Source organism: Microbacterium paraoxydans (assembly GCF_018224615.1).
GTDB lineage: Bacteria > Actinomycetota > Actinomycetes > Actinomycetales > Microbacteriaceae > Microbacterium > Microbacterium paraoxydans_B.
The window spans coordinates 32,364-55,899 of sequence record NZ_JAGTUK010000002.1 but is presented as its reverse complement, the minus strand read 5'-3'; the positions used below and the strand labels follow the sequence as shown (position 1 = coordinate 55,899).

At 71.8% G+C, this 23,536-nt stretch carries 23 protein-coding genes; 10 read left to right on the top strand and 13 right to left on the bottom strand.

What is annotated here, in order from left to right; genetic code table 11:
* The first annotated feature begins 113 nt into the window (after positions 1–113).
* Both KE274_RS05895 and purB read left to right on the top strand, forming a co-directional pair.
* Positions 114–563, top strand: a complete 450-nt coding sequence (locus tag KE274_RS05895; RefSeq protein WP_249186162.1) for a low molecular weight protein-tyrosine-phosphatase — start codon at positions 114–116, stop codon at positions 561–563.
* A gap of 23 nt (positions 564–586) precedes the next feature.
* Positions 587–1,969 (top strand): adenylosuccinate lyase, encoded by a 1,383-nt coding sequence (gene purB / locus KE274_RS05890; protein ID WP_211543315.1) that lies wholly within the window; start codon positions 587–589, stop codon positions 1,967–1,969.
* Between the two features lie 9 nt (positions 1,970–1,978).
* Here purB and KE274_RS05885 read toward each other — a convergent pair whose 3' ends face one another.
* From KE274_RS05885 to KE274_RS05870, 4 genes are all read right to left on the bottom strand, one after another.
* Positions 1,979–3,331: an MFS transporter gene (locus KE274_RS05885; RefSeq protein ID WP_249186161.1), complete on the bottom strand. Its 1,353-nt coding sequence runs from the start codon at positions 3,329–3,331 to the stop codon at positions 1,979–1,981.
* Between the two features lie 127 nt (positions 3,332–3,458).
* Positions 3,459–6,665 carry a glycosyl hydrolase family 95 catalytic domain-containing protein gene (locus tag KE274_RS05880; protein WP_211541814.1) on the bottom strand — a complete coding sequence of 1,069 codons (3,207 nt, stop codon included), beginning with the start codon at positions 6,663–6,665 and terminating at the stop codon, positions 3,459–3,461.
* A 196-nt stretch (positions 6,666–6,861) separates the two neighbouring features.
* Positions 6,862–7,221 carry a hypothetical protein gene (locus KE274_RS05875; protein ID WP_211541812.1) on the bottom strand — a complete coding sequence of 120 codons (360 nt, stop codon included), beginning with the start codon at positions 7,219–7,221 and terminating at the stop codon, positions 6,862–6,864.
* Positions 7,218–7,862 carry an acyl-CoA synthetase gene (locus tag KE274_RS05870; RefSeq protein ID WP_211541810.1) on the bottom strand — a complete coding sequence of 215 codons (645 nt, stop codon included), beginning with the start codon at positions 7,860–7,862 and terminating at the stop codon, positions 7,218–7,220. The genes KE274_RS05875 and KE274_RS05870 overlap by 4 nt, the downstream gene beginning before the upstream one ends.
* A 312-nt stretch (positions 7,863–8,174) precedes the next feature.
* Here KE274_RS05870 and KE274_RS05865 point away from each other — a divergent pair, with 312 nt between their 5' ends.
* On the top strand, positions 8,175–9,086 hold the full coding sequence (locus KE274_RS05865) for a hypothetical protein (RefSeq protein WP_211541808.1): 912 nt from the start codon (positions 8,175–8,177) through the stop codon (positions 9,084–9,086).
* On the opposite strand, the gene KE274_RS05860 is transcribed toward KE274_RS05865, so the two are convergent.
* Complete coding sequence (locus tag KE274_RS05860; RefSeq protein WP_211541806.1) at positions 9,074–9,913, bottom strand: sulfurtransferase; 840 nt, start codon at positions 9,911–9,913, stop codon at positions 9,074–9,076. The genes KE274_RS05865 and KE274_RS05860 overlap by 13 nt on opposite strands.
* 96 nt (positions 9,914–10,009) lie before the next feature.
* Between KE274_RS05860 and KE274_RS05855 the strand changes: the two genes are divergently transcribed.
* The 3 genes from KE274_RS05855 to KE274_RS05845 are packed head-to-tail and all read left to right on the top strand — an operon-like array spanning position 10,010 to position 11,571.
* Positions 10,010–10,669, top strand: coding sequence for a GTP cyclohydrolase II (locus KE274_RS05855; RefSeq protein ID WP_211541804.1), 660 nt, complete (start codon positions 10,010–10,012; stop codon positions 10,667–10,669).
* A gap of 17 nt (positions 10,670–10,686) precedes the next feature.
* Complete coding sequence (locus tag KE274_RS05850) at positions 10,687–11,157, top strand: MarR family winged helix-turn-helix transcriptional regulator (protein ID WP_211541802.1); 471 nt, start codon at positions 10,687–10,689, stop codon at positions 11,155–11,157.
* Positions 11,158–11,217: 60 nt separating this feature from the next.
* Positions 11,218–11,571: a helix-turn-helix domain-containing protein gene (locus KE274_RS05845; RefSeq protein ID WP_211541800.1), complete on the top strand. Its 354-nt coding sequence runs from the start codon at positions 11,218–11,220 to the stop codon at positions 11,569–11,571.
* A gap of 53 nt (positions 11,572–11,624) precedes the next feature.
* On the opposite strand, the gene KE274_RS05840 is transcribed toward KE274_RS05845, so the two are convergent.
* Positions 11,625–12,221, bottom strand: a complete 597-nt coding sequence (locus KE274_RS05840; RefSeq protein WP_211541798.1) for a ClpP family protease — start codon at positions 12,219–12,221, stop codon at positions 11,625–11,627.
* Positions 12,218–12,832, bottom strand: a complete 615-nt coding sequence (locus tag KE274_RS05835; RefSeq protein ID WP_211541796.1) for a ClpP family protease — start codon at positions 12,830–12,832, stop codon at positions 12,218–12,220. Before KE274_RS05835 ends, KE274_RS05840 begins: the two co-directional genes overlap by 4 nt.
* A gap of 138 nt (positions 12,833–12,970) precedes the next feature.
* Here KE274_RS05835 and KE274_RS05830 point away from each other — a divergent pair, with 138 nt between their 5' ends.
* Positions 12,971–13,444 carry an acyl-CoA thioesterase gene (locus KE274_RS05830; protein WP_211541794.1) on the top strand — a complete coding sequence of 158 codons (474 nt, stop codon included), beginning with the start codon at positions 12,971–12,973 and terminating at the stop codon, positions 13,442–13,444.
* Between the two features lie 61 nt (positions 13,445–13,505).
* On the opposite strand, the gene KE274_RS05825 is transcribed toward KE274_RS05830, so the two are convergent.
* Positions 13,506–14,933 carry a hypothetical protein gene (locus KE274_RS05825; protein ID WP_211541792.1) on the bottom strand — a complete coding sequence of 476 codons (1,428 nt, stop codon included), beginning with the start codon at positions 14,931–14,933 and terminating at the stop codon, positions 13,506–13,508.
* A 182-nt stretch (positions 14,934–15,115) separates the two neighbouring features.
* A complete protein-coding gene (locus KE274_RS05820) occupies positions 15,116–16,357 on the bottom strand; it encodes a trans-sulfuration enzyme family protein (protein WP_249186112.1) in 1,242 nt (413 codons plus the stop codon).
* Positions 16,358–16,469: 112 nt separating this feature from the next.
* Between KE274_RS05820 and KE274_RS05815 the strand changes: the two genes are divergently transcribed.
* The gene (locus KE274_RS05815; RefSeq protein ID WP_211541790.1) at positions 16,470–16,955 is read left to right on the top strand and encodes an Lrp/AsnC family transcriptional regulator; all 486 of its coding nucleotides are present in this window, start codon (positions 16,470–16,472) and stop codon (positions 16,953–16,955) included.
* On the opposite strand, the gene KE274_RS05810 is transcribed toward KE274_RS05815, so the two are convergent.
* Positions 16,944–17,147 carry a hypothetical protein gene (locus KE274_RS05810; protein WP_211541788.1) on the bottom strand — a complete coding sequence of 68 codons (204 nt, stop codon included), beginning with the start codon at positions 17,145–17,147 and terminating at the stop codon, positions 16,944–16,946. The genes KE274_RS05815 and KE274_RS05810 overlap by 12 nt on opposite strands.
* A 205-nt stretch (positions 17,148–17,352) precedes the next feature.
* Between KE274_RS05810 and KE274_RS05805 the strand changes: the two genes are divergently transcribed.
* Complete coding sequence (locus KE274_RS05805) at positions 17,353–19,056, top strand: AMP-binding protein (protein WP_211541786.1); 1,704 nt, start codon at positions 17,353–17,355, stop codon at positions 19,054–19,056.
* 4 nt (positions 19,057–19,060) lie between these two features.
* On the opposite strand, the gene KE274_RS05800 is transcribed toward KE274_RS05805, so the two are convergent.
* The 3 genes from KE274_RS05800 to KE274_RS05790 all read right to left on the bottom strand — a co-directional run bounded on the left by KE274_RS05800 (position 19,061) and on the right by KE274_RS05790 (position 21,827).
* On the bottom strand, positions 19,061–19,447 hold the full coding sequence (locus tag KE274_RS05800; RefSeq protein ID WP_211541784.1) for a hypothetical protein: 387 nt from the start codon (positions 19,445–19,447) through the stop codon (positions 19,061–19,063).
* Between the two features lie 238 nt (positions 19,448–19,685).
* Complete coding sequence (locus KE274_RS05795) at positions 19,686–20,186, bottom strand: hypothetical protein (protein ID WP_211541782.1); 501 nt, start codon at positions 20,184–20,186, stop codon at positions 19,686–19,688.
* Positions 20,187–20,354: 168 nt separating this feature from the next.
* Complete coding sequence (locus KE274_RS05790; RefSeq protein ID WP_211541780.1) at positions 20,355–21,827, bottom strand: MATE family efflux transporter; 1,473 nt, start codon at positions 21,825–21,827, stop codon at positions 20,355–20,357.
* A gap of 220 nt (positions 21,828–22,047) precedes the next feature.
* Here KE274_RS05790 and cycA point away from each other — a divergent pair, with 220 nt between their 5' ends.
* Positions 22,048–23,493, top strand: coding sequence for a D-serine/D-alanine/glycine transporter (gene cycA, locus KE274_RS05785; protein ID WP_211543313.1), 1,446 nt, complete (start codon positions 22,048–22,050; stop codon positions 23,491–23,493).
* Positions 23,494–23,536: the final 43 nt, after the last annotated feature.

Genomic DNA, 23,536 nt, shown 5'->3' with positions numbered 1-23,536 from the left:
CGCGGGAGCCTCCGCTGTGCACGAGGCGCGGCGACCGGCAGAATGGTCCCGTGACAGCACAGGATCCCTTCCGCGTGATCTTCGTCTGCACGGGCAACATCTGCCGCTCCCCCATGGCCGAGGTCGTGTTCCGCGACCTCGCGGAGCGCCAGGGCCTCGGCTCGCGGATCGTCTCGCGCAGCGCGGGCACGGGCGACTGGCACCTGGGCGAGCGCGCCGACCACCGCACGATCGACTCCCTCGCGCGACGCGGCTACGACGGCTCCCAGCACCGCGCCAAGCAGTTCACGTTCGCGTCGTTCGCGGAGAACGACCTCGTGGTCGCGCTCGACCGCACGCACGAGCGGATCCTGCGCGAGTGGGCGCGCGACGAGGACGAGGAGGGCAAGGTCACGCTGCTGCTCTCGTTCGACCCGAACGCGCCCAGCCCCGACGTGCCCGACCCGTACTACGCGGGGGCCGAGATGTTCGATTCGGTGCTCGGTATGATTGAGACCGCCACGCGGGGGCTGTTCCGCCAGCTCGAACCCGCTCTGCGCCTGCCCCGCACGCCCCGACTCTGAGGGGCCCGATCAGGAGGACTCCCCTGACTTTCCAGCCCTCGCTCCCGCCGCAGCCCCTGAGCCCGCTCGACGGCCGCTACCGCAGCGCCGTCACCGGACTCGCCGACTTCCTCTCGGAGGCCGGACTCAACCGCGCGCGCGTCGAGGTGGAGGTGGAGTGGCTGATCGCCCTCACCGACCGCTCGCTGTTCGAGACCAGCCCGCTCTCCGACGCCGACAAGGAGCGGCTGCGCGCGCTGTACCGCGACTTCGGTCAGGCCGAGATCGACTGGCTGGCCGAGAAGGAGGCCGTCACGCAGCACGACGTGAAGGCCGTCGAGTACCTGGTGCGCGACCGCCTCTCGTCGCTCGGGCTCGACGCGATCGCCGAGCTCACGCACTTCGCCTGCACGAGCGAGGACATCAACTCCGCCTCCTACGCGCTCACCGTCAAGCGTGCCGTGGAAGAGGTGTGGCTGCCGGCGTTCGACACCGTGATCGCGAAGCTGCGCGAGCTCGCCGTCGAGCACGCCGACGCCCCCATGCTGTCGCGCACGCACGGCCAGCCCGCCACGCCCTCCACGATGGGCAAGGAGCTCGCGGTGTTCGCCTGGCGTCTGGAGCGTGTGCGCGGACAGATCGCCGCGACCGAGTACCTCGCCAAGTTCTCCGGCGCGACCGGCACCTGGTCGGCTCACCTCGCGGCCGACCCCGACGCCGACTGGCCCGCGATCGCCCGCGAGTACATCGAGGGGCTGGGCCTGGGCTTCAACGTGCTCACGACGCAGATCGAGTCGCACGACTGGCAGGTCGAGCTGTACGACCGGGTGCGCCACGCGGGCGGCATCCTGCACAACCTCGCGACCGACATCTGGACCTACATCTCGCTCGGCTACTTCGCGCAGATCCCGGTCGCCGGTGCCACCGGCTCGTCGACCATGCCGCACAAGATCAACCCGATCCGCTTCGAGAACGCCGAGGCGAACCTGGAGATCTCCGGCGCGCTGTTCGCATCGCTCGGGCAGACCCTCGTGACCAGCCGCCTGCAGCGCGACCTCACCGACTCGACCACGCAGCGCAACATCGGCGTCGCGTTCGGCCACTCGCTGCTCGCGCTCGACAACCTGCGCCGCGGCCTGAACGCAATCTCGCTCTCGCGCGACGTGCTGCTCGCCGACCTCGACGGCAACTGGGAGGTGCTGGCCGAGGCGATCCAGACGGTCATCCGCGCCGAGGTCGTCGCCGGACGCTCCACCATCACCGACCCCTACGCGCTGCTGAAGGAGCTCACGCGCGGCCACCGCGTCGGCGCGGCCGAGCTGGCCGCGTTCGTCGAGGGGCTGGAGATCGGCGAGGCCGCCAAGCAGCGCTTGCTCGCCCTGACCCCCGCGACCTATACGGGCATCGCCGAGCGCCTCGCCCGCTGAGCCCCGGCGTCAGCCGGAGTACGACTCGGCGGAGTCGCGCGGCATGAACGACGCCGCGAGCAGGGTGAGCAGCGCGGTCACAGCGACCGCGACGAACACCCCCACCGAGGCGTGCACGATCGTGCTCGGGTCGTCCGGACCGGCGCCCCGGGCGATGATCGCGTTCGAGATCGCCCCGAACACGGCCACCCCGACGGCGCTGCCGGCCGAGCGGGCGAACGCGTTCATGCCGGTCACGGCGCCACGCTCCCCCCACTCCACGGACGACTGCGCGGCGATCAGCGTCGGCGCCGCGCTCCACCCGAGGCCGAACCCCAGCACGAACGCGATCACCGCGAGCACGTACGGATTCGGCCACGACGCGACCGAGGCCAGCACGATCGCCGCACCCGAGGCGATGCTCATGCCGATCAGCGTGGTGCGGCGGAAGCCGATGCGAAGGTACAGCTTCCCCACGTTCGCCGCGGCGATGGGCCAGCCGAGGGTGAGGGCGGCCACGGCGAGCCCCGACAGCAGCGGCACGATGCCGAGCGACCCCTCCAGGTAGGCGGGCGCGAAGCTGGTCACACCGATCATGAGCGCGCCCACCCCGAGCGACACCAGGGTCGTGGTGAGGATGAGCCGCCGCGAGATGAGCCGCAGGTCGACGATGGGCTCCGGCGCGCGGCGCTCCACCAGCGCGAACAGCACGAGCGCCGCGATGCCGACCCCGAAGCACAGCGCGCTCGGCGCCGACAGCCACTCCCACGCGTTGCCGCCCTCCAGCAGCCCCAGGATCACGCCGGTGAGGCCGAGCGTCAGCAGGACGGCGCCGAGGTAGTCGATGCGGTGCCGCTGGGTCTGCTTCCGCTCCGTGTAGCGCCGCAGCAGCACCCAGGCGGCGAGCAGACACAGCGGGATGTTGATGAGGAAGATCCAGCGCCAGGCGTCGAGCTGCGCGAACACGCCGCCGAGCGCCGGTCCGACCACCGACGACACGGCCCACACGCTGGCGATGTAGCCCTGCACCTTCGCGCGCTCGGCCACGGTGTAGATATCGCCGACGATCGTCATCGACATCGGGGCGACGGCTCCCGCGCCGAGGCCCTGGACCACCCGGAACGCGATCAGCGCCGGCATGCTCCACGCGAGACCGCAGAGGACCGAGCCGAGCAGGAACAGGGCGATGCCGAGCAGGATGATGGGCTTGCGGCCGACCGTGTCGGCGAAGCGGGAGTAGATGGGCACGCTCACGGCCTGCGCGAGCAGGTAGACGGAGAACAGCCACGGGAACTGCTGGTAGCTGCCGAGGTCGCGCACGATGCTCGGCACCGCGGTGGCCAGGATCGTGGCGTCGATCGCGATGAGGCCCGTGGAGAGCATCAGCGCCGCGAGCACCGGTCCGCGTTCCGAACGGAGTCCGACGGAGGCGCGATCGATGGGGGTGCTCACCTCAGGCACAAGCCGCCCGTCCACCGGAGTATTCCGACGGACGGGCGGCTTTCCGGTGTCACTTCGCGGGACCGAGGTCTCGCATGGGCTTGCCGTTGCGCGGATTGCCCGGCTTGACCTTGCGCCGCTCGCCGTTGACGACCACCACCACGTTGCTCATGTTCGGCGCACGGTCGGCCACCACGTCGTAGGTCACGACGGCCCCGTCGCGCCACTCGCAGTCGATACGGTAACCGCCGCGGGCGCGCAGCCCGGTGAAGGATCCCGACGCCGCCCAGTCGGACGGCACGGCGGGCAGCAGCCGGATCACGCCGTCGTGGCTCTGCACGAGCATCTCCACCACGGCGCCGACGATGCCGAAGTTGCCGTCGAGCTGGAACGGCGGGTGGTCGGCCCACAGGTTGGGGAGGACGTTGTAGGTGAGCAGGCCGCGCACCATGATGCCCGCCCGCTCCGCGTCGCCGAGCCGCGCGAACAGGGCGGCACGCCACGGCCAGGTCCACGAGCGGCGGCTGTCCCCGGAGACCGTCGCGGCCGTGAAGGGCACGCCCTCCTTCTCGCCGCAGCGGGCCTTGAGCGACACCAGCGCCGCGGCCGAGAAATCGGGCGTTTCCGGGGTGATCTGCCGCCCCGGGTACACCGCGAACAGGTGCGAGGTGTGCCGGTGGATGTCGGCGGGGTCGTCGCGGTCGGTCTGCCACTCCTGCAGCTGGCCCCATCGGCCGATCCTGTTCGGCGCGAGGCGCTTCTGCATGTCGGCCACGGTCGCGCGGTACTTCTTGTCGACCCCGAGCGCCTCGGCGCACTCGCGGTAGTTCTGGAACAGGTCCCAGATGATCTGCTGGTCGTGCATGACGCCGTCTTCGCGCGGGCCGTGCTCGGGCGACCAGCCGAGCGGGGCGACCAGGGTGCCGTCCGGCAGCTCCTTGAGCCGGTCCTCCCAGAACTCGCAGATCTCCTTGATCAGCGGATACGCCAGGTCGCGCAGGTACTCCTTGTCCTGCGTGAAGGCCCAGTGCTCGTACAGGTGCTGTGCGTACCAGGCGCTCGCGATCGTGTTCCACTCCCACGAGTTGCCGCCGAAGATGCTCTGCGACGTGCGGGCCGTCCAGCCGCGCACGTCGGCGCCGAACGCGTTGCGGGTGGCGACGCGGCTGGGCACGGCGACCTCGCGGATGAACGCGGCGAGCGCCTCGTGCGACTCGGGGAGGTCGGCCGTCTCGGCGCCCCAGTAGTTCATCTGCACGTTGATGTTGGTGTGGTAGTCGCTCGCCCAGGCCGGCTGGTTGCTGTTGTTCCACAGCCCCTGCAGGTTCGCCGGCAGGCCGCCGGGACGGGAGGAGCTCAGCAGCAGGTAGCGGCCGTAGGCGTACAGCAGCTGCTCCAGTTCGGGGTCGGCCCCGCCCGCCGCGTAGCGCGCTCGACGTCGCTCGGTCGGCAACGCCATCACGTCGTCGGCGGAGCGCCCCCAGTCGACCGTGGCGCGCGCCATCAGCGCGTTCACCTGCTCGACGTGCGCGCCGAGGAGGTCGTCCCAGGAGCGGGCGGCCGCGGCCGCGAGGGCCTTGTCGATCGCGGGCTCCGGCGCACCGCCGCGCCAGCCGTCTGCCGCGCTGAGCCGGTAGTCGGTGCGGGCGTCGATCAGCAGCGTGATGGTGGAGGCGCCGGCCACGCGGAGTCCGGCGTCGACCGCGGTGACCTCGCCGTCGGTGTCGGCGACCGCGACGACCGCGGCGTAGGAGAGGTCGTTGGCCATGGTGCCGGAGAACGCGAGGCGGCGGTGGCCGGCGTCGGCGGCGGTGGTCGTGCCGTCCTGGTGGCTCGTGAGGCTCACGACCGCGTCGAGCGCCCCCGGGCGGTCCGCGGTGAAGCGCACCGCGAGCACGTCGGCCTCCCGGCTCGCGAACGCCTCGCGCAGCACGGTGCCCTGCGCGGTGCCGAAGTGCACGGTGTGCACGCCCGGCTCCAGGTCGAGCGCGCGGCGGTAGTCGACCACGGCGCGGGTGCCCGCGGTGCTGAAGCCGCCGCCCGTGAACGCGACACCACCGAGGCGCAGCGCCCCCGGGGCCGTGAACACGATGCGGTACATCGCGAACGCGCGGGTGTTGGCGAACGCGAACGCCTTCGCGGTGCCGCGCTCGGAAAAGGCCTCGCCCTGCCGCGCGTCGAGCGGCACCCAGTCGAGACCGTCGTCGGAGCCGGCGACCGTCCAGTCGCGGGGGTCGCCGGCCGGGTCGTCGCCGGCGCTCGTGAGCAGGTAGCCGTCGAGCACGCGGGAACCGCCGAGCTCCACCTGCCACGTCGCGCCCTCGCCGGTCTGCGGCACCTCCCACACGGTCATCGGGTCGGCGTCGATGCTGCCGATGAGGCTGTCGGCATGACCGCTCGGCGACGACACATACACGGCACTGCCCCGCGCGAGCTCGACACCGCCGAGGGCGATCTCCGCGACCTGGAAGTGGCTCACGCCGGGCACGGGCGCGAACACGAAACGGTAGTGGCGGTACGCGGTGCCGTTGTCGACCGTGAAGCTCTTGGTGAGCAGGCGCTGCTCGAACGGGGCGATCGAGCGGGTGTCGAGCGTGGTCCAGGCGGCGCCGTCGTCCGACCCCTCGAAGCGCCAGTTCTGCGGATCGCGGGCGGGCACGTCGTTCGCGCTCGTGAGGGCGTAGGAGGTCACGGTCGCGGGCTCGGCGAGGTCGGCCTGCCACAGCACCTCGGCGGGCGGCGAGATGAGGCACCACTTGGTGGTGGGCATGCCGTCGATGGTCTTGTCGACGCTCTCGGAACCCGACACCTGGTAGGGGCCGCCCGGGGAGCCGACGGTGGTGCGGGCGCCGAACGCGACGGTCACGTCGCCGAAGTCGCGGAACGAGCCGAAGCCGGTCACGCTGGTGTCGTAGGCGCCGTCGGGCTGCCCGGCGAGCGCGTTGTCGTAGTCGTTGAGGCCGCCCCACAGGCTCTGTTCGCTGAAATGGATCACCTCGGCGTCGGGGTTGCCGAAGAGCTTCGCGCCGAGGCGGGCGTTGCCGATGGGCAGCGCGTGCCGCTCCCAGTCGGTCGCGGGGGTGCCGTACCAGAGGGCGCGGCGCGACAGGGCGGGGCGGGGGATGCCGGCGCCCGCGGCGACCTGTCGGAGTGCGGTGGCCGCGGCGGTGCTCGCGGCGGCGGGGCGCGCGGCGAGGAACTGCGGGACGAGGGGCGCGAGCAGGGCGAGACCTCCGAGCTGCAGGGTCTGGCGGCGGGTGAGGGCGTGGTCCAGCACGGGGGAACCTCCGGAGCGTCGTCGATCGTGCGGGTTCGGCGGCCTCGCGCAGCGTCACGCGGACCGTGAAGCGAGTGTGCCCCGGCTATACATCGGATGTCTAGGGACGATCAGCCAGATGGGTTCGCGAAACTATCGGCCAAAGGTCAGCATGGCCGACGAGAACATCGGACGTCGCGCCGCCCGGAGAGAGGAACTACGCCGCGCCGGAGCGACCGGGAGCCTCGTCGTCGCCCTCGGTCTCGCCGTCGGGCTCCGCGTCGTACAGCACGGGCCGGTCGATCGTCTTGGTCACATCGGCGGGGTCGACCGCGAGGATCAGCATCGCCAGGATCAGCAGCGTCACGATGAACGCCGAGCCGCCGACGACCAGGCTCAGCGCGAGCGGCGTGAGGCCCTCGTACGTCCCGTTCGCGATGGCCGTGTTGACGCGCAGAGTGAAGGCACCGGTCGACACCAGCGTCACCACCATCGCGAACACACCGCAGCCCAGCGCGATCCCCAGCAGGTGGAGCGGGCGCAGGATGTCCCGCCGGGTGGGCTTCTCGTCGCTCATCGCTCTCCTCCGTGCTGGACCGCCGCGCCCTGTTCGCCGAGGGGAGCCGCCGGCGCCTCGGCCCGCTTCGGAGTGAGGCCCGCGATGCCGAGGAACACGGCGACGATCGCCGCATAGCCGCCGAACATGCCGACGCCGAGGATGATGCCCGACAGCACGAACGTGCCGGCCGCGTCGATCGTGTACTCCTGCACGAATCCGGCCGGGATCAGCAGCATCACCACGGCCAGGAGCAGCGTCAGTGCGCCCACCGTGATCGCGTCGCGCGCGAGCATGCCGCCCGCGCGGCGGGCCCGGATGCCGGCGAGCAGTTCGATCCCGCCGCTGAGCACCGCCCAGGCGATCACGACGATGAAGAACATGTCCTCGGTGCGCCACGCGGGGACCCCGCTCGCCATGCCGGCGAGAGCGCACACCACCGCGAGCAGGATGGAGGACCAGCGCGAGCCGGCCGGCAGGACGAGCCACGCGGCGAGCACGTGCACGAGCGCCGTGACCAGCACGAACCCGCTGAACACGGAGAGCCCGACCGGGGCCGAGTGGTCGGACGAGAAGGTGATCATGAGGGCGGCGACGGCCGCGAACAGTGCGCGCAGCAGTTGCACGTGGCGCATGGTGAACGCGCGAGCAGGGGCAGACATGCAGAGTCCTCCGGGGTTTCCCCCCAGTCTACGCGGGGGTGGGAGACGCGAGTGCGCCGGGCAGATGCGCGTGAAGCCCGGCGGATCTCCCCAGATCGATTGCCGGGCTTCACGACATACGCAGCACGGGGGGCATCACTGCGTCAGGCCGGCCGGTCGCGGGGTCGGGCACCCTCCCCGCCACGTCGCAGCCCAGTGACCCACGTGCTCGCTCGGTCCCCTGAAGCGTGCTCGCGCGGTCTTATGCTCACTCTAGGGAAGTGTTCTTCACATACCGGACGGGGGGCTGTGATGGAGTACACGGATGACGGAATGCCGCGCACGCCGGGGCGCAGCGCGTTCGCCAGGGCGCTGCGGGATGCGATCAACGCCAGGCCGGTGACGCTGTCGTGGCTGCAGCGCCAGCTCAAGGCGCGCGGCAACCGCGTGTCGATGGCCACGCTGAGCTACTGGCGCTCCGGATCCCGGCGCCCCGAGGGCGCGCAGTCGCTCGCAGCCCTTGCGGATATCGAGGAGCTGCTCGGACTGGAGGACGCGGCGCTCAGCCGCCTGCTGCGCCCCAACCGCACCGGACCGCTCGGGGCGAGCGGCTTCCCGATCGACCACCGGGAGATCGAGCAGGCCGTGATGGACGCGTACGCGGCGATGGGCACGCCCTACCCCGACACGTCGCGCGAGGTGACCACGCACTCGGTCACGGACGTCGACGAGCACGGCAACGTGTCGTTCTGCTCGACGCGGAGCATCGTGCAGTCCACGACCGGCACGATCCACGCGATCCCGTTCCTGGAGATCATGCCGGGGCTGCCCTCCCCCGCCCCCGTGCTGCGGGCCGTGTCGGGCGGCCGGTTCACCCACCACTACTCCCACCCCGGCGGCGAGGTGCACGGCGCGCTGTTCGAGCTCGACGTGCCGCTCGAGGCACCGGACACCGCGATGGTCGAGTGGACGGTGGAGTATCCGCCGGGATCGCCGCCCTCGCGCGACACCGGGCATGCGGTCGCACGCCAGTGCCGGGAGCTGCTGGTGTGGACGCGGTTCCACCCGAACGCGGTGCCCGACTGGTGCGAAGAGGTGGTGGAGACCCCGGACGGCATCTCTGTCGCCCCGGTGCCGCTCACCCGCGGCACCTCGGTGCACCTGGTGCGCCGCGCGTTCGGGCCGGGCGCCCTGCAGCTGCGCTGGGGCTACGGGCCGCGCGACGCGGAGGGTCAGCCGGGCTGATCGCCCGTCGCCACCGGGCGACCGGGAGTGTTCGACCACTGGCTCCACGAGCCGGGGAACACGCGGGCGTCGATGCCGACCTCGTGCAGCACGAGTGCCGTATGAGCCGCCGTGATGCCGGAGCCGCAGTACGCCGCGACCGGGGTGTCGGCCGTCACGCCGACGCTCGCGAGCGTGGTCAGCACGGTGTCACGGTCGAGCACGCGGCCGTCCGCGTCGAGGTGCAGCCCGGTGGGGAGGTTGCGGGCGCCGGGGATGTGCCCGGCCACGGGGTCGAGCGGTTCGGTCTCGCCGCGGTACCGCTCCGGGGCACGCACATCGAGCAGCACACCCGACTCCGGGAACGCCGCGGCCTCGTCGATCGTGAGGGCGTCGCCGCCGATCTCCTCGAGCACCACGTCGCCCGGCTCCGGGGTCACGTCGTCGGTCGCGGTGTCGTACCCGGCGGCCGTCCAGGCGCGGAGCCCACCGTCGAGCACCCGCACGGGCACCCCGGCCTGCCGCAGCAGCCACCACGCGCGAGCCGCCGCGAGCCCCTTCGTGTCGTCGTAGGCGACGACCGTGTCTCCCTCGCGCACGCCCCACCGGCGGGCGGCCGCCTGGAGCGTCGCGGTGGACGGCAGCGGGTGGCGACCCTCGTCTGGCTCGCCGTGCGTGGACAGCTCGGTGTCGAGGGCCGCGAACACCGCGCCCGGGATGTGGCCGGTGAGGTAGTCGGAGTGCCCGGCCTCCGGGCGGTCGAGTCGCCAGCGCACGTCGATCACGCGCACGGGGGCGCCGTCGGCGAGGAGGTGGTGCAGTTCGGTCGCGGAGACGAGGTCGCTCATGCTGCGAGGCTACCGACTCCGCGGGACGCGGAGACGACCGCCGCCATTCGACGACACAGTCGGGAATAGTCCGGGGGGAGGCGTGTTGCACTCCGCATGATTGAAAGTTCAACCGTCGCGCCGGCCGCCACCGAACGGACCCGCGTGCAGGTGCCGTTGCGTTTCGGCGACGGGTACACCACCACCGCCGACGTCGTCACGTTCGACGGGCTCGTGGACGGACGCGAGCACCTGCTGCTCGGCCTCGGCGACTGGCGCGCGGCGCTCGAGCGCGCGGGCGACGGCGGCGACGCCCCGCTCGTGCGCCCGCACAGCGAGTGCCTCACCGGCGACGTGTTCGGCTCCGAGCGCTGCGACTGCGGTCCGCAGCTGCGCGAAGCGGTCGAGCGGATCGCCGAGCAGGGCGGGTTCCTGCTGTATCTGCGCCAGGAGGGTCGCGGCATCGGCCTGTACGCCAAGCTCGACGCCTACGCGCTGCAGGACTCGGGCCTCGACACGTACGAGGCGAACGTCGCCCTGGGCCGCGGCGAGGACGAGCGCGACTACACCGTCGCCGCGCAGATGCTCCGGGCCGTGGGCGTCGACGCGATCCGCCTGCTGAGCAACAACCCCGACAAGGCCGTGCAGCTGGAGGCGCTGGGCATCCGCGTGACCGAGCGTGTACCCACCGGCGTGCACCTGTCGGAGTCGAACTCCCGCTACCTGCGGGCCAAGCGCGACCACACCGCGCACACGATCGACCTCACCGCGGCGTGACCATCCGGGAGGACACCATGACGGCCCAGCGCCAGAAGCGCCGGCTCGACGACGCGGAGATGGCGACGTGGCTCCCCGTCATCCGCTTCGTGCAGCTGCTGCCCCAGGTGCTCGACCGCACGCTCAAAGACGAGGTGGGCCTGAACCACGCGCGCTACGCGATCATGGTCACCCTCGCCGCCCGCGACGACGGCGCCGTCACCATGACCGAGCTCGCGCGCATCGCCGGACTGAGCCGTTCCCGGCTGAGCCATGCGCTCGACTCGCTGGAGGAGCGCGGGTGGGTGGAGCGCACGTCGTGCCGCACCGACAAGCGCACCCTGTCGGCCGCGCTCACCCCCGCCGGCAGGGAGATGCTGCGCACCGCCGCGCCCGTGCACGTGGAGCAGGTGCGCGAGCTGGTGCTCGACCCCCTCACGCCGGAGGAGCGCACGCAGCTGCAGTCGATCCTCACGAAGCTGCTGCCCGGCGTGACCGCGGCGCTCTGACGCGTTCTGCTCTGAGCAGAACGCCTCGAACCCGGCGGAGCGCCCGGATTATCGTGAGGCATGGCCGACATCGTCCCGTTCCCCCGCGCCCCTCGACCCGTCCGCCCGCACCCGGCCGACCCGGAGCCGCTGTGGCGGCAGCTGCTGGGCGACCAGCTGCGTCGTCGACGACACGACCGCGACGAGACCCTCACCGCGACCGCGGAGAAGGCCGGGGTGTCGCCGCAGTATCTCTCCGAGGTCGAGCGTGGCCTGAAGGAGCCGTCGAGCGAGATGATCGCCGCGATCGCCGGTGCCCTCGACACGAGCCTGATCGAGCTGACGAGCGCCGTGGCCGAGGAACTGCGCACCGCCGCGGCCCCTGCATCGGCGGCGGTCTCGGCCACGCGCGGCGCCTTCGCCCTCGCCGCCTGACGCGACCGGTCGCACCCCGGGCCGACGCCGCAGCGCCGGCCCGGGGCGCTGCGTCACCCGGCGTCGCGCGGCCCGAGCACGGTGTCGATCAGCCCGTACTCCCGCGCCGCCGCGGCTGTGAACACGCGGTCGCGGTCGGTGTCGACGCGGAGCTCCTCGAGCGTGCGACCGCTGTGCCTGGCCAGGATGCTCTCCAGGTCGGACCGCACCCGCACGACCTCGTCGGCCGCGAGGATGAGGTCGGGGATCGCACCCCGCGACTGCCCGGCCGGCTGGTGCAGCACGATGCGAGCGTGGGCGAGGGCCGCGCGCTCCCCCGCCGCCCCGGCCGCGACGAGCAGGGCCGCGGGGCCGATCGCCTGTCCCACGCAGGTCGTGGCGATGCGCGGACGGATGTGCTGCATCGTGTCGTAGATCGCGAGGGCCGCCCCCGGGTCACCGCCCTCGCTGTTGATGTAGAACTGCACGCCGGTCTCCGGGCTGTCCGCGTCGAGGTGCAGCAGCTGCGCGATGAGCGCGTTCGCCACCCCCGCGTCGATCCCGGTGCCGAGGTAGATCACGCGCTCCGCGAGCAGGTGCGAGTACACGTCCATGACCCGCTCGCCGCGTGGGTGCTGGGCGATCACATTGGGGATCGTGTAGCTGCTCATGCGTCTGCTCCCAGTCCCACGCGCGCGCGGCGTCGCGGCATGATCTCCGCCGCCGACTCCACGATCCGGTCGATGAAGCCGTACTCCTGCGCCTGGCTCGCGGTGTACCAGCGGTCGTGCAGCGAGTCCTCGAAGATCCGCTCCACGGGCTGACCGGTGTCGTCCGCGATGAGGCCGAGCACGGTGTCGCGCATATGCCGGAGGTCGTCCGCCTGCGCCTCGATCTCCACGGCCGAACCGCCGATGCCCGCCGAGCCCTGGTGCATCAGGATGCGCGCGTGCGGCAGAGCCCGGCGCTTGCCCGGCGTGCCGGCCGACAGCAGGAACTGCCCGGCGCTGCACGCGAGGCCGAGCGCGAGGGTCGAGACATCGTTGGGCACGAGCCGCATGAGGTCGCGGATCGCGAGCATCGACGGCACGGAGCCGCCCGGGGAGTGGATCCACAGCGCGATGTCCGTGGTGGGGTCCTCCGCCGAGAGGGTGAGCAGCTGCGTCATCAGCAGGGTGCCGTTGTCGTCGTCGAGGGCGCCGTCCAGCACCAGCACGCGCTCGTGGAACAGTGCGCGCCGGGCCTCCTGGCTGAACTGTGGGAGGGGTTTCTCTTCGCTCATGACCTCAGCCTCCGCGGTTTCCGCGGCGGGCGGGCCGGTCTCCGCCGTGAGCGGATCCGCCGTGGGCAGAGGCCGCGTGCACCCGCCGGAAAACAGCGCGTAACACCCCCGACTCACGACGCTCCTAGCCTCGGGGGCATGGCGAGACAGAAGGCTCCGGAGTGGCTGTGGTCGGAGGACGGGATCAACTTCCGCACGCGCAAGTGGGTGCGCCCGGAGGATCTGAACGCGAACGGCACGCTGTTCGGCGGGAGCCTGCTGAAGTGGATCGACGAGGAGGCGGCGATCTACGCGATCGTGCAGCTGGGCAACTACCGCGCCGTCACGAAGCACATCTCCGCGATCACGTTCGAGGCGTCGGCGGTGCAGGGCGATCTGATCGAGATCGGCCTGCAGGCGACGCGCTTCGGCACGACCTCGCTGACCATGCGCGCGGTGGCTCGCAACATGATCACCCGCAAGCGCATCCTCACGATCGACGAGATCGTGTTCGTGAGCCTGGACGAGGACGGGATGCCGACCCCGCACGGGTACCGCGAGATCACCTACAACCGCGACCGCATGCCCACCGAGCGCATCGCCACGGGAACCGTCCGGCTGCCGAAGCTCTGAGCGGACGCCGCCGGGGGGAACGGCGTCCGCTCAGTGCGCTCCGGACTCAGAGCCGCCGGGGTCAGGCGGCCAGGGCGAGTGCGCGGCGGTGGCTGATGCGGTGCCCCACCCAGAACCCGATCGCGATGAGCCCCGCGAGCGCGACCCCGAGGATCCACGGCAGGATCGACGGCGCGGCACCCGCGGTGGCGGTGGCCAGGGTGCCGGAGCCGTCGGCGATGCGACCGTTGCCGGAGGCGAGATCGGCCGCTCCCGCTTCGAGCTTCCCGCCGCCCGCGGCCAGGTCACCCGAGCCGTCCGCGACCGCGTCGGCGCCGGCGCTGAGCTCGCCCATGCCCGTGTGGAGGGCGCTCGCCCCGGACTGCAGCGTGCCGATGCCGGTGGCCAGGGTGCTGGCGCCCTCGGTGAGCCGGCCGGCGCCGTCGTCGAGTCGCACGGTGCCGGCGTGCAGCGTGGATGCACCGGTGGAGAGCGTGCCGAGGCCCTGCGTGAGCTTCGACGCCCCGGCGCTGAGCTGTGCGGTTCCGGCCTGGAGCGCCTGGGTGCCGGCCACGAGCGCGGGGGCGCCCTCCGGGGCGACCAGGGCGACCGTGCCGGGCCACCCGAGCGCGGGGTCGCCGTTCGCGATCGCGTTGACGCCGGCGGTCACGCGGCTGGCACCGTCGGCCGCACCGATGAGGCCCTGTGCGAGCGAGGGGGCCGCGGCGGCCGGGGCCGCGAGGGCGTCGACGGCCTGATCGACACCGGCCGCGAGCTGCGCGAGCTGCTGCAGCTGCACGTTGCCCGGGTCGGCGGCGAGCATCCCGGCGAGGCTGTCCGCCAGCTGCTGCGAGCGACCGGGGGCGGCTGCGGCGGCGTTCTGCAGCGCGGTCTTGGTGTCGGGGTGCGCGAGCGTCTGCACCGAGGTGGTCACTCCGGCGCGGAGGGTGTCGCTCAGCGTGGTCGCTCCCGCGAGCACGCCGGTCGTGTACTGGTGCGCGCCCGTGACGCCCGCCGACAGCCGGCTGGCGCCCGCGACGAGCTGCTGCGCGCCCGCATCGGCCGCGGCGGCTCCGGCCGCGAGGTCCTGCGATCCGGCCAGCGCGGTCTGCGCGCCACCGCTGAGGCGGCTCGCACCGGCTTCGGCGCTCGCGGCACCCGCGGCCAGGTCCCCCGCACCCGCGGCGAGGGTGGTGGCTCCGGCCGCGGCGGTGGTGGCACCGTCGCTCAGCTTCTGCGATCCGTCCTCGGCACTCGCGGCGCCCGCGGCGAGGTCCTGCGTGCCGTCGGCGAGCGTCTGCGCGCCGTCGGAGAGCTCGGCGGCACCGGCGGCGAGCTGCGCCGATCCGTCTTCTGCGGCCGTGGTGCCGTCGGCGAGTTCCGCGGCACCCGCGGCGATCTTGCTCGTGGTGGCGAAGAACAGCAGGATCATGGCGGCCAGCAGCAGGCTCAGCACGATCACGGCGATGCGCATGCCGAGGCCGTGCGCGTGGGGTGTTGCACTCGTCATTGAGGACTCCCGGGTGGTGGGTGGCGTCGTTGCCACGGGCGACTGTATGGCCACGGTCCCGCGCCGCCCCGGAATTGCCGGTCGAAACCAAGTCCCAGACCGCGCGGGACTCAGTTTCTTGTGGCGGATGCACAAAGCGGCGTTCGCGCCCCACCCCGCGAACGCCGCCCGTGCCCCGGCCGCTAGCCCCGAAGTGCCGCGTGCGGGGCGACCGCCGCCGCCTCAGCCGCAGCATGGCCCGGCGAGCGCTCGGCGAGCATCCCGAACGCGCGGCCCAGGTCGGCGATCAGGTCGTCCGCGTTCTCCAGGCCGATCGACAGGCGCAGCACGTCGGCGGCCGGACGCGCCTCGGGCGGCACCGGGCGGTGCGTCAGCGCGGCGGGGTGCTGGATCAGCGAGTCCACGCCTCCGAGCGACACCGCATGCGTGAACAGCTCGGTGGCCGACGCCACCGCCGCGGCCGCCCGGTAGCCCCCGCGCATCCGCATCGCGATCATCGCCCCCGTTCCCCGCAGCTGCCGCCCGAGAAGGCCGCGCGGATCCCCGTCGAGCCCCGGATAGAACACCTCGGCGACCTCGGGACGGTCCACCAGCCACTGCACGATGCGGCGAGCGCTCTCCTGCTGCTGCCGCACGCGCACGGGCAGCGTCGTGAGCCCGCGGTGGAGGAGGTACGCGCCGAGCGGGTGCAGCAGCCCCCCGGTCACCGCACGCACGCGGCGCAGCGCCTCCGCGGTCTCCTCGTCGCAGGCGACGACTCCGGCGATGACGTCGCCATGGCCGCCGAGGTACTTGGTGGCGCTGTGCAGCGACATCGCCGCGCCCAGGTCGATCGGGTTCTGCAGCACCGGCGTCGCGAACGTGTTGTCGACCACCACGGGGACGCGGCCCGCCTGACGCACGACGTCGGCGATGTCGGCGAGGTCGAGCGTGGGGTTGGCGGGGGTCTCGAGCACCACGAGCCCGGTGTCGGGCCGGAGCGACGCGGCGACCTCGTCCGGGCGGCAGTACGTGGTGTCCACGCCGAGCAGTCCGGAGCCCAGCAGGTGGTCGGTGCCGCCGTAGAGCGGGCGGACGGCGACCACGTGGCGGGTGCCGGTCGCGCCGGTGCGGGCGAGGATCACCGCGGTCATGGCGGCCATGCCGGAGGCGAACGCGACCGCGGCCTCGGCGTGCTCGAGCTCGGCGAGCGCCTCCTCGAAGCGTGCGACCGTGGGGTTCCAGAGCCGGGCGTAGACCATGCTGCCGTCGGAGGGCGGGCGGCCCCCGGTCGCCATAGCCTCGTACGACTCGCCGCCGCGCTCGACATCGGGCAGCGGGTTGGTGGTGGACAGGTCGATCGGCAGCGCGTGGACTCCGAGCTCACCCAGGTCGGAGCGGCCGCTGTGGACGGCGACGGTGTCGGGATGCAGCGGTGCAGTCATGCCTCCACGTTGCCGGAAACGCGAGGGAGCCGCGGTGATTCGACAGCATCCCCAGCGGCACGCGCCGAATCCGATATTCTGTGCAACATCCGGCGGGCGGGAAGGCGGCACCTTGGCGAAAGCGCAACTCGACGAGATCGACCTGGACCTCCTGGCCGTACTCACGCGCGACGCGGAGATCACGAACAAGGCGCTCGCGCATCGCCTGGGGCTGGCCGAGTCCACGTGCGCGCACCGGGTCCGCGGCCTTCGCGATCGGGGCGTGATCAGGGACACGCGCATCCGGGTCGACGGCGCGGCCCTCGGCTTCCCGCTGCAGGCGATCATCAAGGTGCGCCTCGCGAACCACACCGGCCCGAAGGTGACGGCGCTGTTCGACGCCCTGGTCGCGGTGCCGCGCGTGCTTCAGGTGTTCCACGTCGCCGGCGTCGACGACTTCCTGGTGCACGTGGCGGTGGAGGATGCGACCGCGCTGCGCGACATCGTGCTCGAGCACATCACGGTGCACCCCGTCGTGCGCGGCACGGAGACCCAGCTCGTCTTCGAGCTCCGCGACGGCACCGGCCTCCTCCCCCGCCAGCCTGTCTCAGTCGGCTGACTCCGCTCGCTCCGCCTCTCGCCGCACCTGAGCCGCAGTAAGCCGGTTGGTCGTGATGCCGACAACGATCGCGGCCCCGATCCCCACCGGGACACCGAGGGGCGACGGCAGGAAGAGGGCCGCCGCGAGGAACGCTACGGGGAGCATCAGCATTCCGACAACGAACACAGCAGGCGGCGCGTTGGTGCTCATGCGCGGGCGCCGAGTCCCCTTCTTCGCCTCCACCATTGCTTTCCTCTCGTCCGCCCGCCCGAGATCGTCAACCGGACACATGTCCTCGCTTGAGGACACTACCCTGGGTTGTCGTTCCCTGTCGAGGGACGTACGCAGCGGCGCGTGGCGTGCCGTCCGGCGAGTCGACACGGAAAGATGGAGGGCACGTCAGCAAGGGAGCACCATGAGCCGCAGCGCCACCGCCGCCACGCACGCCGTCCGCGAGATGCGCGACTTCCTGTTCGCGAACGCCACCGACTACGAAGCCGCGAGAGCCGGGTTCGCGTGGCCCGAGGTCGACGCGTTCAACTTCGCCCTGGAATGGTTCGACGTGGTCGCCGCGGAGCGCCCCGACCGGCCGGCCGTGCAGATTGTCGACGCCGATCTCAGCCTGCGGTCATGGACCTACGGCGAGCTGTCCGCCCGCTCCGACCAGGTCGCCTCGTGGCTGGCAGGTCTCGGCATCCGCCGCGGCGACCACGTGATCGTCATGCTCAACAACACGATCGAGCTGTGGGAGGTGATGCTGGCGATCACCAAGCTCGGGGCGGTGTCGATCCCGACCTCCACTCTGCTGTCGGCCAGCGACCTGGCCTACCGCGTGGAGCACGGCCGCGCCAGGGCCGTCGTCACGCTCGGGTCGCTGGCCGACCGGCTCGACGGCATCTCCGCCGACATCCTCCGCATCGGCGTGGGCGAGGCTCCGGAGGGCTGGGCGCGCTACGCCGAATCCGCCTCCGCCCCCGCCGCGTTCGAGCCCGACGGCCCGACGCCCGCGACCGACACCGCCCTGCTGTACTTCACCTCCGGCACGACGAACCGGCCGAAGCTGGTGCAGCACACACACGTGTCGTATCCGGTCGGGCACCTGTCGACCATGTGGTGGCTGGGCGTGCGCCCCGACGACGTGCACCTCAACATCTCCTCGCCCGGATGGGCGAAGCACGCGTGGTCGAGCTTCTACTCGCCGTTCCTGGCCGAAGCGACGGTCTTCGTCTACAACTACGCGCGGTTCGACGCGAACACCCTCATGCAGGTGATGGACACGCACCACGTGTCGACGTTCTGCGCCCCGCCGACGGTGTGGCGCATGCTGATCCAGGCCGACCTCGGGCGCCTGACGCACCCGCCTCGCGAGCTGGTCGGCGCGGGCGAACCGCTGAACCCCGAGGTCATCGACCGGGTGCGGGAGGCGTGGGGCGGCACGATCCGCGACGGCTTCGGCCAGACGGAGATGACCGCGTGCATCGGCAACTCGCCAGGGCAGCCGGTCAAGATCGGGTCGATGGGCCGCCCCCTGCCCGGCTACCCCGTGGTGCTGCTCGATCCGGCGACGGGCGAGGTCGTCGAGCGGGAGGGCGAGATCGCGCTCGACCTGTCGCGGGCGCCGCTCGGACTCATGGCGGGCTACTACGACGACCCGGGCAAGACGGCGGAGTCACGCGCCGGCGGCTTCCACCACACGGGCGACATCGCGGTGCGCGACGACGACGGCTACCTCACCTACGTCGGTCGCTCCGACGACGTCTTCAAGGCGTCGGACTACAAGATCTCGCCGTTCGAGCTCGAGTCGGTGCTGCTGGAACACGAGCTCGTCGTCGAAGCGGCCGTCATCCCCAGCCCCGACCCCACCCGGCTCGCGGTACCCAAGGCCTACGTGTGCCTGACTCCGGAGGCGTCGGACGAGGCGGCCGCCGCCCGGTCGATCTTCGCGTATGCGCACGACCGCCTGTCGTCGCACCTGTGGGTGCGCCTCATCGAGTTCGTGCCGGAGCTGCCGAAGACCATCTCCGGCAAGATCCGCCGCGTGGAACTGCGGGCGCGCGAGGCCGAGCGCGTGACGTCGGGCGACGAGTCGCGGCAGCACCGCGACCGCGACTACCGCTGAGCGCTCAGGAGACGACCGCGACGGGCGAGGTGGCCGTGGATGGCGTGGCCGCCTTGACGACCGCGGCCACCTTCGGCGCCGCGGCCTTCGACGGCGCGGTCACCGGGAGCGCGTCGACCGACGCCTCCGCGCGGCGCGGCAGCCCGGCCGCGCTCACCATGCCGCGGACGATCCCGCCGATCGTGAGCGCCACCACGAGCGCGGCACCCGAGATGATCAGCGGCAGCCACTGACTCCCGAACGATGCCGTGACGCTCATGAGCGCCCCGACCATCCACACACCCACGGCGCCGCCGGTGAGACCACCGGCACCGCGCGCGATCGCGATGCCCGCGATGATCGCGCACAGCGCGGCGATCGCCGCACCCACGTATCCGATCGGTACCAGCACCGATGCCAAATCGTTGGCCACCCTCAATGTCGTCATGTTGACCCCCCGGTCTGCGGAATTCCCGCATTCTCGACACTAGAAGTGTGTCGCCTGGTGGCCATCCGTCTCAAGTCCGATCCGCATCATCCCTCAGAGTGATTTGTCGGCGGGCACGCGTGCGCCGACGCCGGCCCGTCACCGGATGCACAGCGCCCCGCGGTTCCGAGCGGGACCGCGGGGCGCTGTGCGCGAGGAACCGTTAGCCGACGCTGCCGGGACCCTGGCCCGGTGCCGGCTGCCCCAGGAGCGCGCCGAGGATCCACTGGTTCTCCGCCCGCTGCCGCGGCTGCAGCCCCAGCGGCACCGGCTGCTGCGGCGGCGCCGGAACCTGCGGACCCTGGAGCTGATCCAGGATCCACTGGCTCTCCGCCCGCTGCCGTGGCTGCATCCCCAGCGGCACCGGCTGCTGCGGCGGCGCCGGGACCTGCGGGCCCTGGAGCTGATCCAGGATCCACTGGTTCTCCGCCCGCTGCCGCGGCTGCAGTCCGAGCGGCCCGCCCTGCGGCGGCGCCGGGGTCTCGGCCCCGTCGGTGGTACCGAACGGCTGCCCCTGCTCTACCGGGAACCATTGGTCCTGCGGCGCCCACGGCTCTCCCGTGTCCGCACCAGCGAACCCCGGGGTCAGGAGCACTCCCGCCACCGCGACCGCGACCCCGCAGACCGCGAGACCCGACGTCGTTCCAGACCTTCTGCGCTTCATGATGTCCCTCACTCTCGTTCCGTGATGGAACGCCGCACGGAGAAGTGCCCGTGCCCCTCTCCCGCCCCGGCCGCCGGCGTCGTCCGCGTGGCAGGTTACGGGGAGATAACGGCGCAGACGAGGGATCCCTCGCGCTCCATTCCGCGATACGGGTGTACGAGGGCCGAGTCAGCGGCGAACGGGCCAGCGCAGGCGGCGAGGGCGCACGACGCGAACCGGCTGCGTGACCACTGCGTCGACGACCATCGAGCCGTCGGTCGGACCGACGATCGCGATCGCCGAGGTCTCGGTCGCCTCGGCCGGCGCGACCGGCTGCCTGGCCAGCCCGCGGTGCGCGCGGACATACGCGGGCACGAGCAGCAGGATCGCCCCCACCCAGGCGAGCGGATTGCTGAGCGCGACGCCGTCGAACCCGATCAGGGCACCGAGCACCACTGCCGCGCCCACGCGCATCACCAGCTCGATCACACCCGTCACGGTCGGCACCAGCGTGTGCCCCAGGCCCTGCAGGGCGCCGCGCAGCACGAACAGCATGCCCAGCGCCCAGTAGCCGCAGCCGTTGATGATGAGCATGCGGTGCGCCATGTCCACCACGTCGTCGGAGCCCTCGCCCACGAACAGCCGCACCATCGGAGCGCCGAACGCGATCAGCAGCCCGCCGAGCACGACCGCGGCGGCGACCGCCATCCAGGTCGCCTCGACCACGCCGCGGCGGATGCGGTCGGGACGGCGTCCGCCGTGGTTCTGCGCCGCGTACATCGACACGGCGAGGCCGAGCGAGGAGAGCAGGGCGACCGCGAGGCTGTCCACGCGGGAGGCCGTCGTGTAGGCGGCGACCGCGTCGGCGCCCAGGGTGTTCAGGGCGACCTGCACCGTGAGGGTGCCGATCGCGATGATCGACGCCTGGAACCCCATCGGCAGTCCCAGACGGAGGTGCTCGGAGATGTCGGAGCCGGTGATGCGCCAGTCGGCGCGGCGCAGGTGCAGCATCGGCAGGCGGCGGCGCACGAACTCCAGGCACAGGATCACCGACACGGCCTGCGCGACGACGGTGGCCAGGGCCGCCCCGGCGACGCCCCACTCGAGCGGCCCCACCATGAGGACCACGAGCCCCACGTTGAGCGCGCACGAGACCGTGAGGAACACGAGCGGGGTCTTCGAGTCGCCGATCGCGCGGATGATCGCCGACAGGTAGTTGAAGAACATGGTCGCGCCGGCGCCGAGGAAGCTGATCTGGGTGAAGACCGTCGCCTCGGGAAGGAGCTCGGTCGGCGTCTGCAGCAGCGACAGGATCGGGCCGGCGATGAGCGGCGCGACGACGGTGAGGATCACGCTGGTGATGCCGCTCAGCAGCACCCCGGTGGCGACCGAGCGGCGCACGGCCGCGTCGTCCCTCGCGCCGAAGGCCTGTGCGACCGGGATCGCGAAACCGCTCGTGAGACCCCACGCGAAACCGAGCAGCAGGAACAGCAGGCTTCCGGTGGCGCCGACGGCCGCGAGCGACTGCACGCCGAGGTGACGTCCGACGACGATCGCGTCGGCGAACTGATACAGCTGCTGCACGACGTTGCCGAGCAGGAGCGGGATGGAGAAGGCGAGGATGACACGCCACGGGCGGCCCGTGGTGAGGGTGGTGGCCATGAAGAGCGGCTCGCAGAAGACGGAGGGCGGATCGGGGAGCCGCCAGTTTATCGAATCGTTTCGGGCAGAGGAAGCGCCCGACCGACGGAGCACCCGGAGGGCCGCTCGATTTCGGACGAGCGGGAGCCGGTGGTTACTCTGCATCAGTCGCCCGCGCGGGTGCGGCGACGCTGTCGACGAGGACCGGAGGAATGACGTGACGAAGGAAGACACGGGGGCGATCGGAGCCGCGGGGGCGAGCGCCGACACCGGGAACGAGCAGCATCTGCGACGGGCGCTCAGCAACCGGCACATCCAGCTGCTCGCGATCGGCGGGGCCATCGGCACCGGCCTGTTCATGGGCAGCGGAAAGACGATCTCGGTCGCCGGGCCATCGGTGATCTTCGTCTACATGATCATCGGCTTCATGCTGTTCTTCGTCATGCGGGCGATGGGCGAGCTGCTGCTCTCCAACCTCAAGTACAAGTCGTTCAGCGACTTCGCGAGCGACCTGCTCGGCCCGTGGGCGGGGTTCTTCACCGGCTGGACCTACTGGTTCTGCTGGGTGGTCACCGGCGTGGCCGACGTGATCGCGATCGCCGGGTACACCGACGCGCTCATCCCCGGCATCCCGCTGTGGATCCCGGGGCTGCTGGTCGTCGTGATCCTGCTCGCGCTGAACCTGCCCACCGTCGCCGCGTTCGGCGAGATGGAGTTCTGGTTCGCGCTGATCAAGATCGTCGCGATCGTGGCGCTCATCGTGACCGGCCTCGTGATGGTGTTCACCGGCTTCCAGCACGACGCGGGCACCGCGAGCTTCGCCAACCTGTGGGACCACGGCGGCATGTTCCCGCACGGCTTCCTGGGCTTCGTCGCCGGGTTCCAGATCGCCGTGTTCGCGTTCGTGGGCATCGAGCTGGTCGGCACCGCCGCCGCCGAGACCAAGGACCCGAAGCGCAACCTCCCCAAGGCGATCAACGCCATCCCGATCCGCGTGCTGCTGTTCTACGTCGGCGCGCTGATCGTCCTGATGGCGGTGACCCCGTGGACCGAGTACGTGGCCGGCGAGAGCCCGTTCATCGCCATGTTCGCGCTCGCGGGGCTCGGCATCGCCGCGACCGTCGTCAACCTGGTCGTGCTCACCTCGGCCATGTCCAGCGCGAACTCCGGCATCTACTCGACCTCGCGCATGGTGTTCGGCCTGGCGCAGGACGGCGACGCCCCGGCCGTGTTCGCCCGCCTGTCGAAGCGCCGCGTGCCGCAGAACGCCCTGTTCCTCTCCTGCATCCTGCTGCTGTCGGGCGTCGTGCTGCTCTACGCGGGCAAGGACATCGGGACGGCGTTCGACATGGTGACCACGGTGTCGGCCGTGTGCTTCATGTTCGTGTGGACGATCTTCCTGTGCAGCTACCTCGTGTACCGCCGCACCCGTCCGGAGAAGGCGGCGACCTCCGCGTTCAAGATGCCCGGTGGCGTGTTCATGGTGTTCGTGGTGCTCGCGTTCTTCGTGTTCATCCTGTGGGCGCTCACCACGCAGCCCGACACGCTGACCGCACTGCTGGTCACCCCGATCTGGTTCGCGATTCTCGTCGTCGCATGGCTGTTCGTGCGCAAGTCGCCGCACCACATCGCCCGGCACGAAGCCCACATCGCCTACCTGCGCGACGAGACCGTCGAGGCCGACTGACCCCAGACGCACGAATCGGCGGGTTCCCCAGGGAACCCGCCGA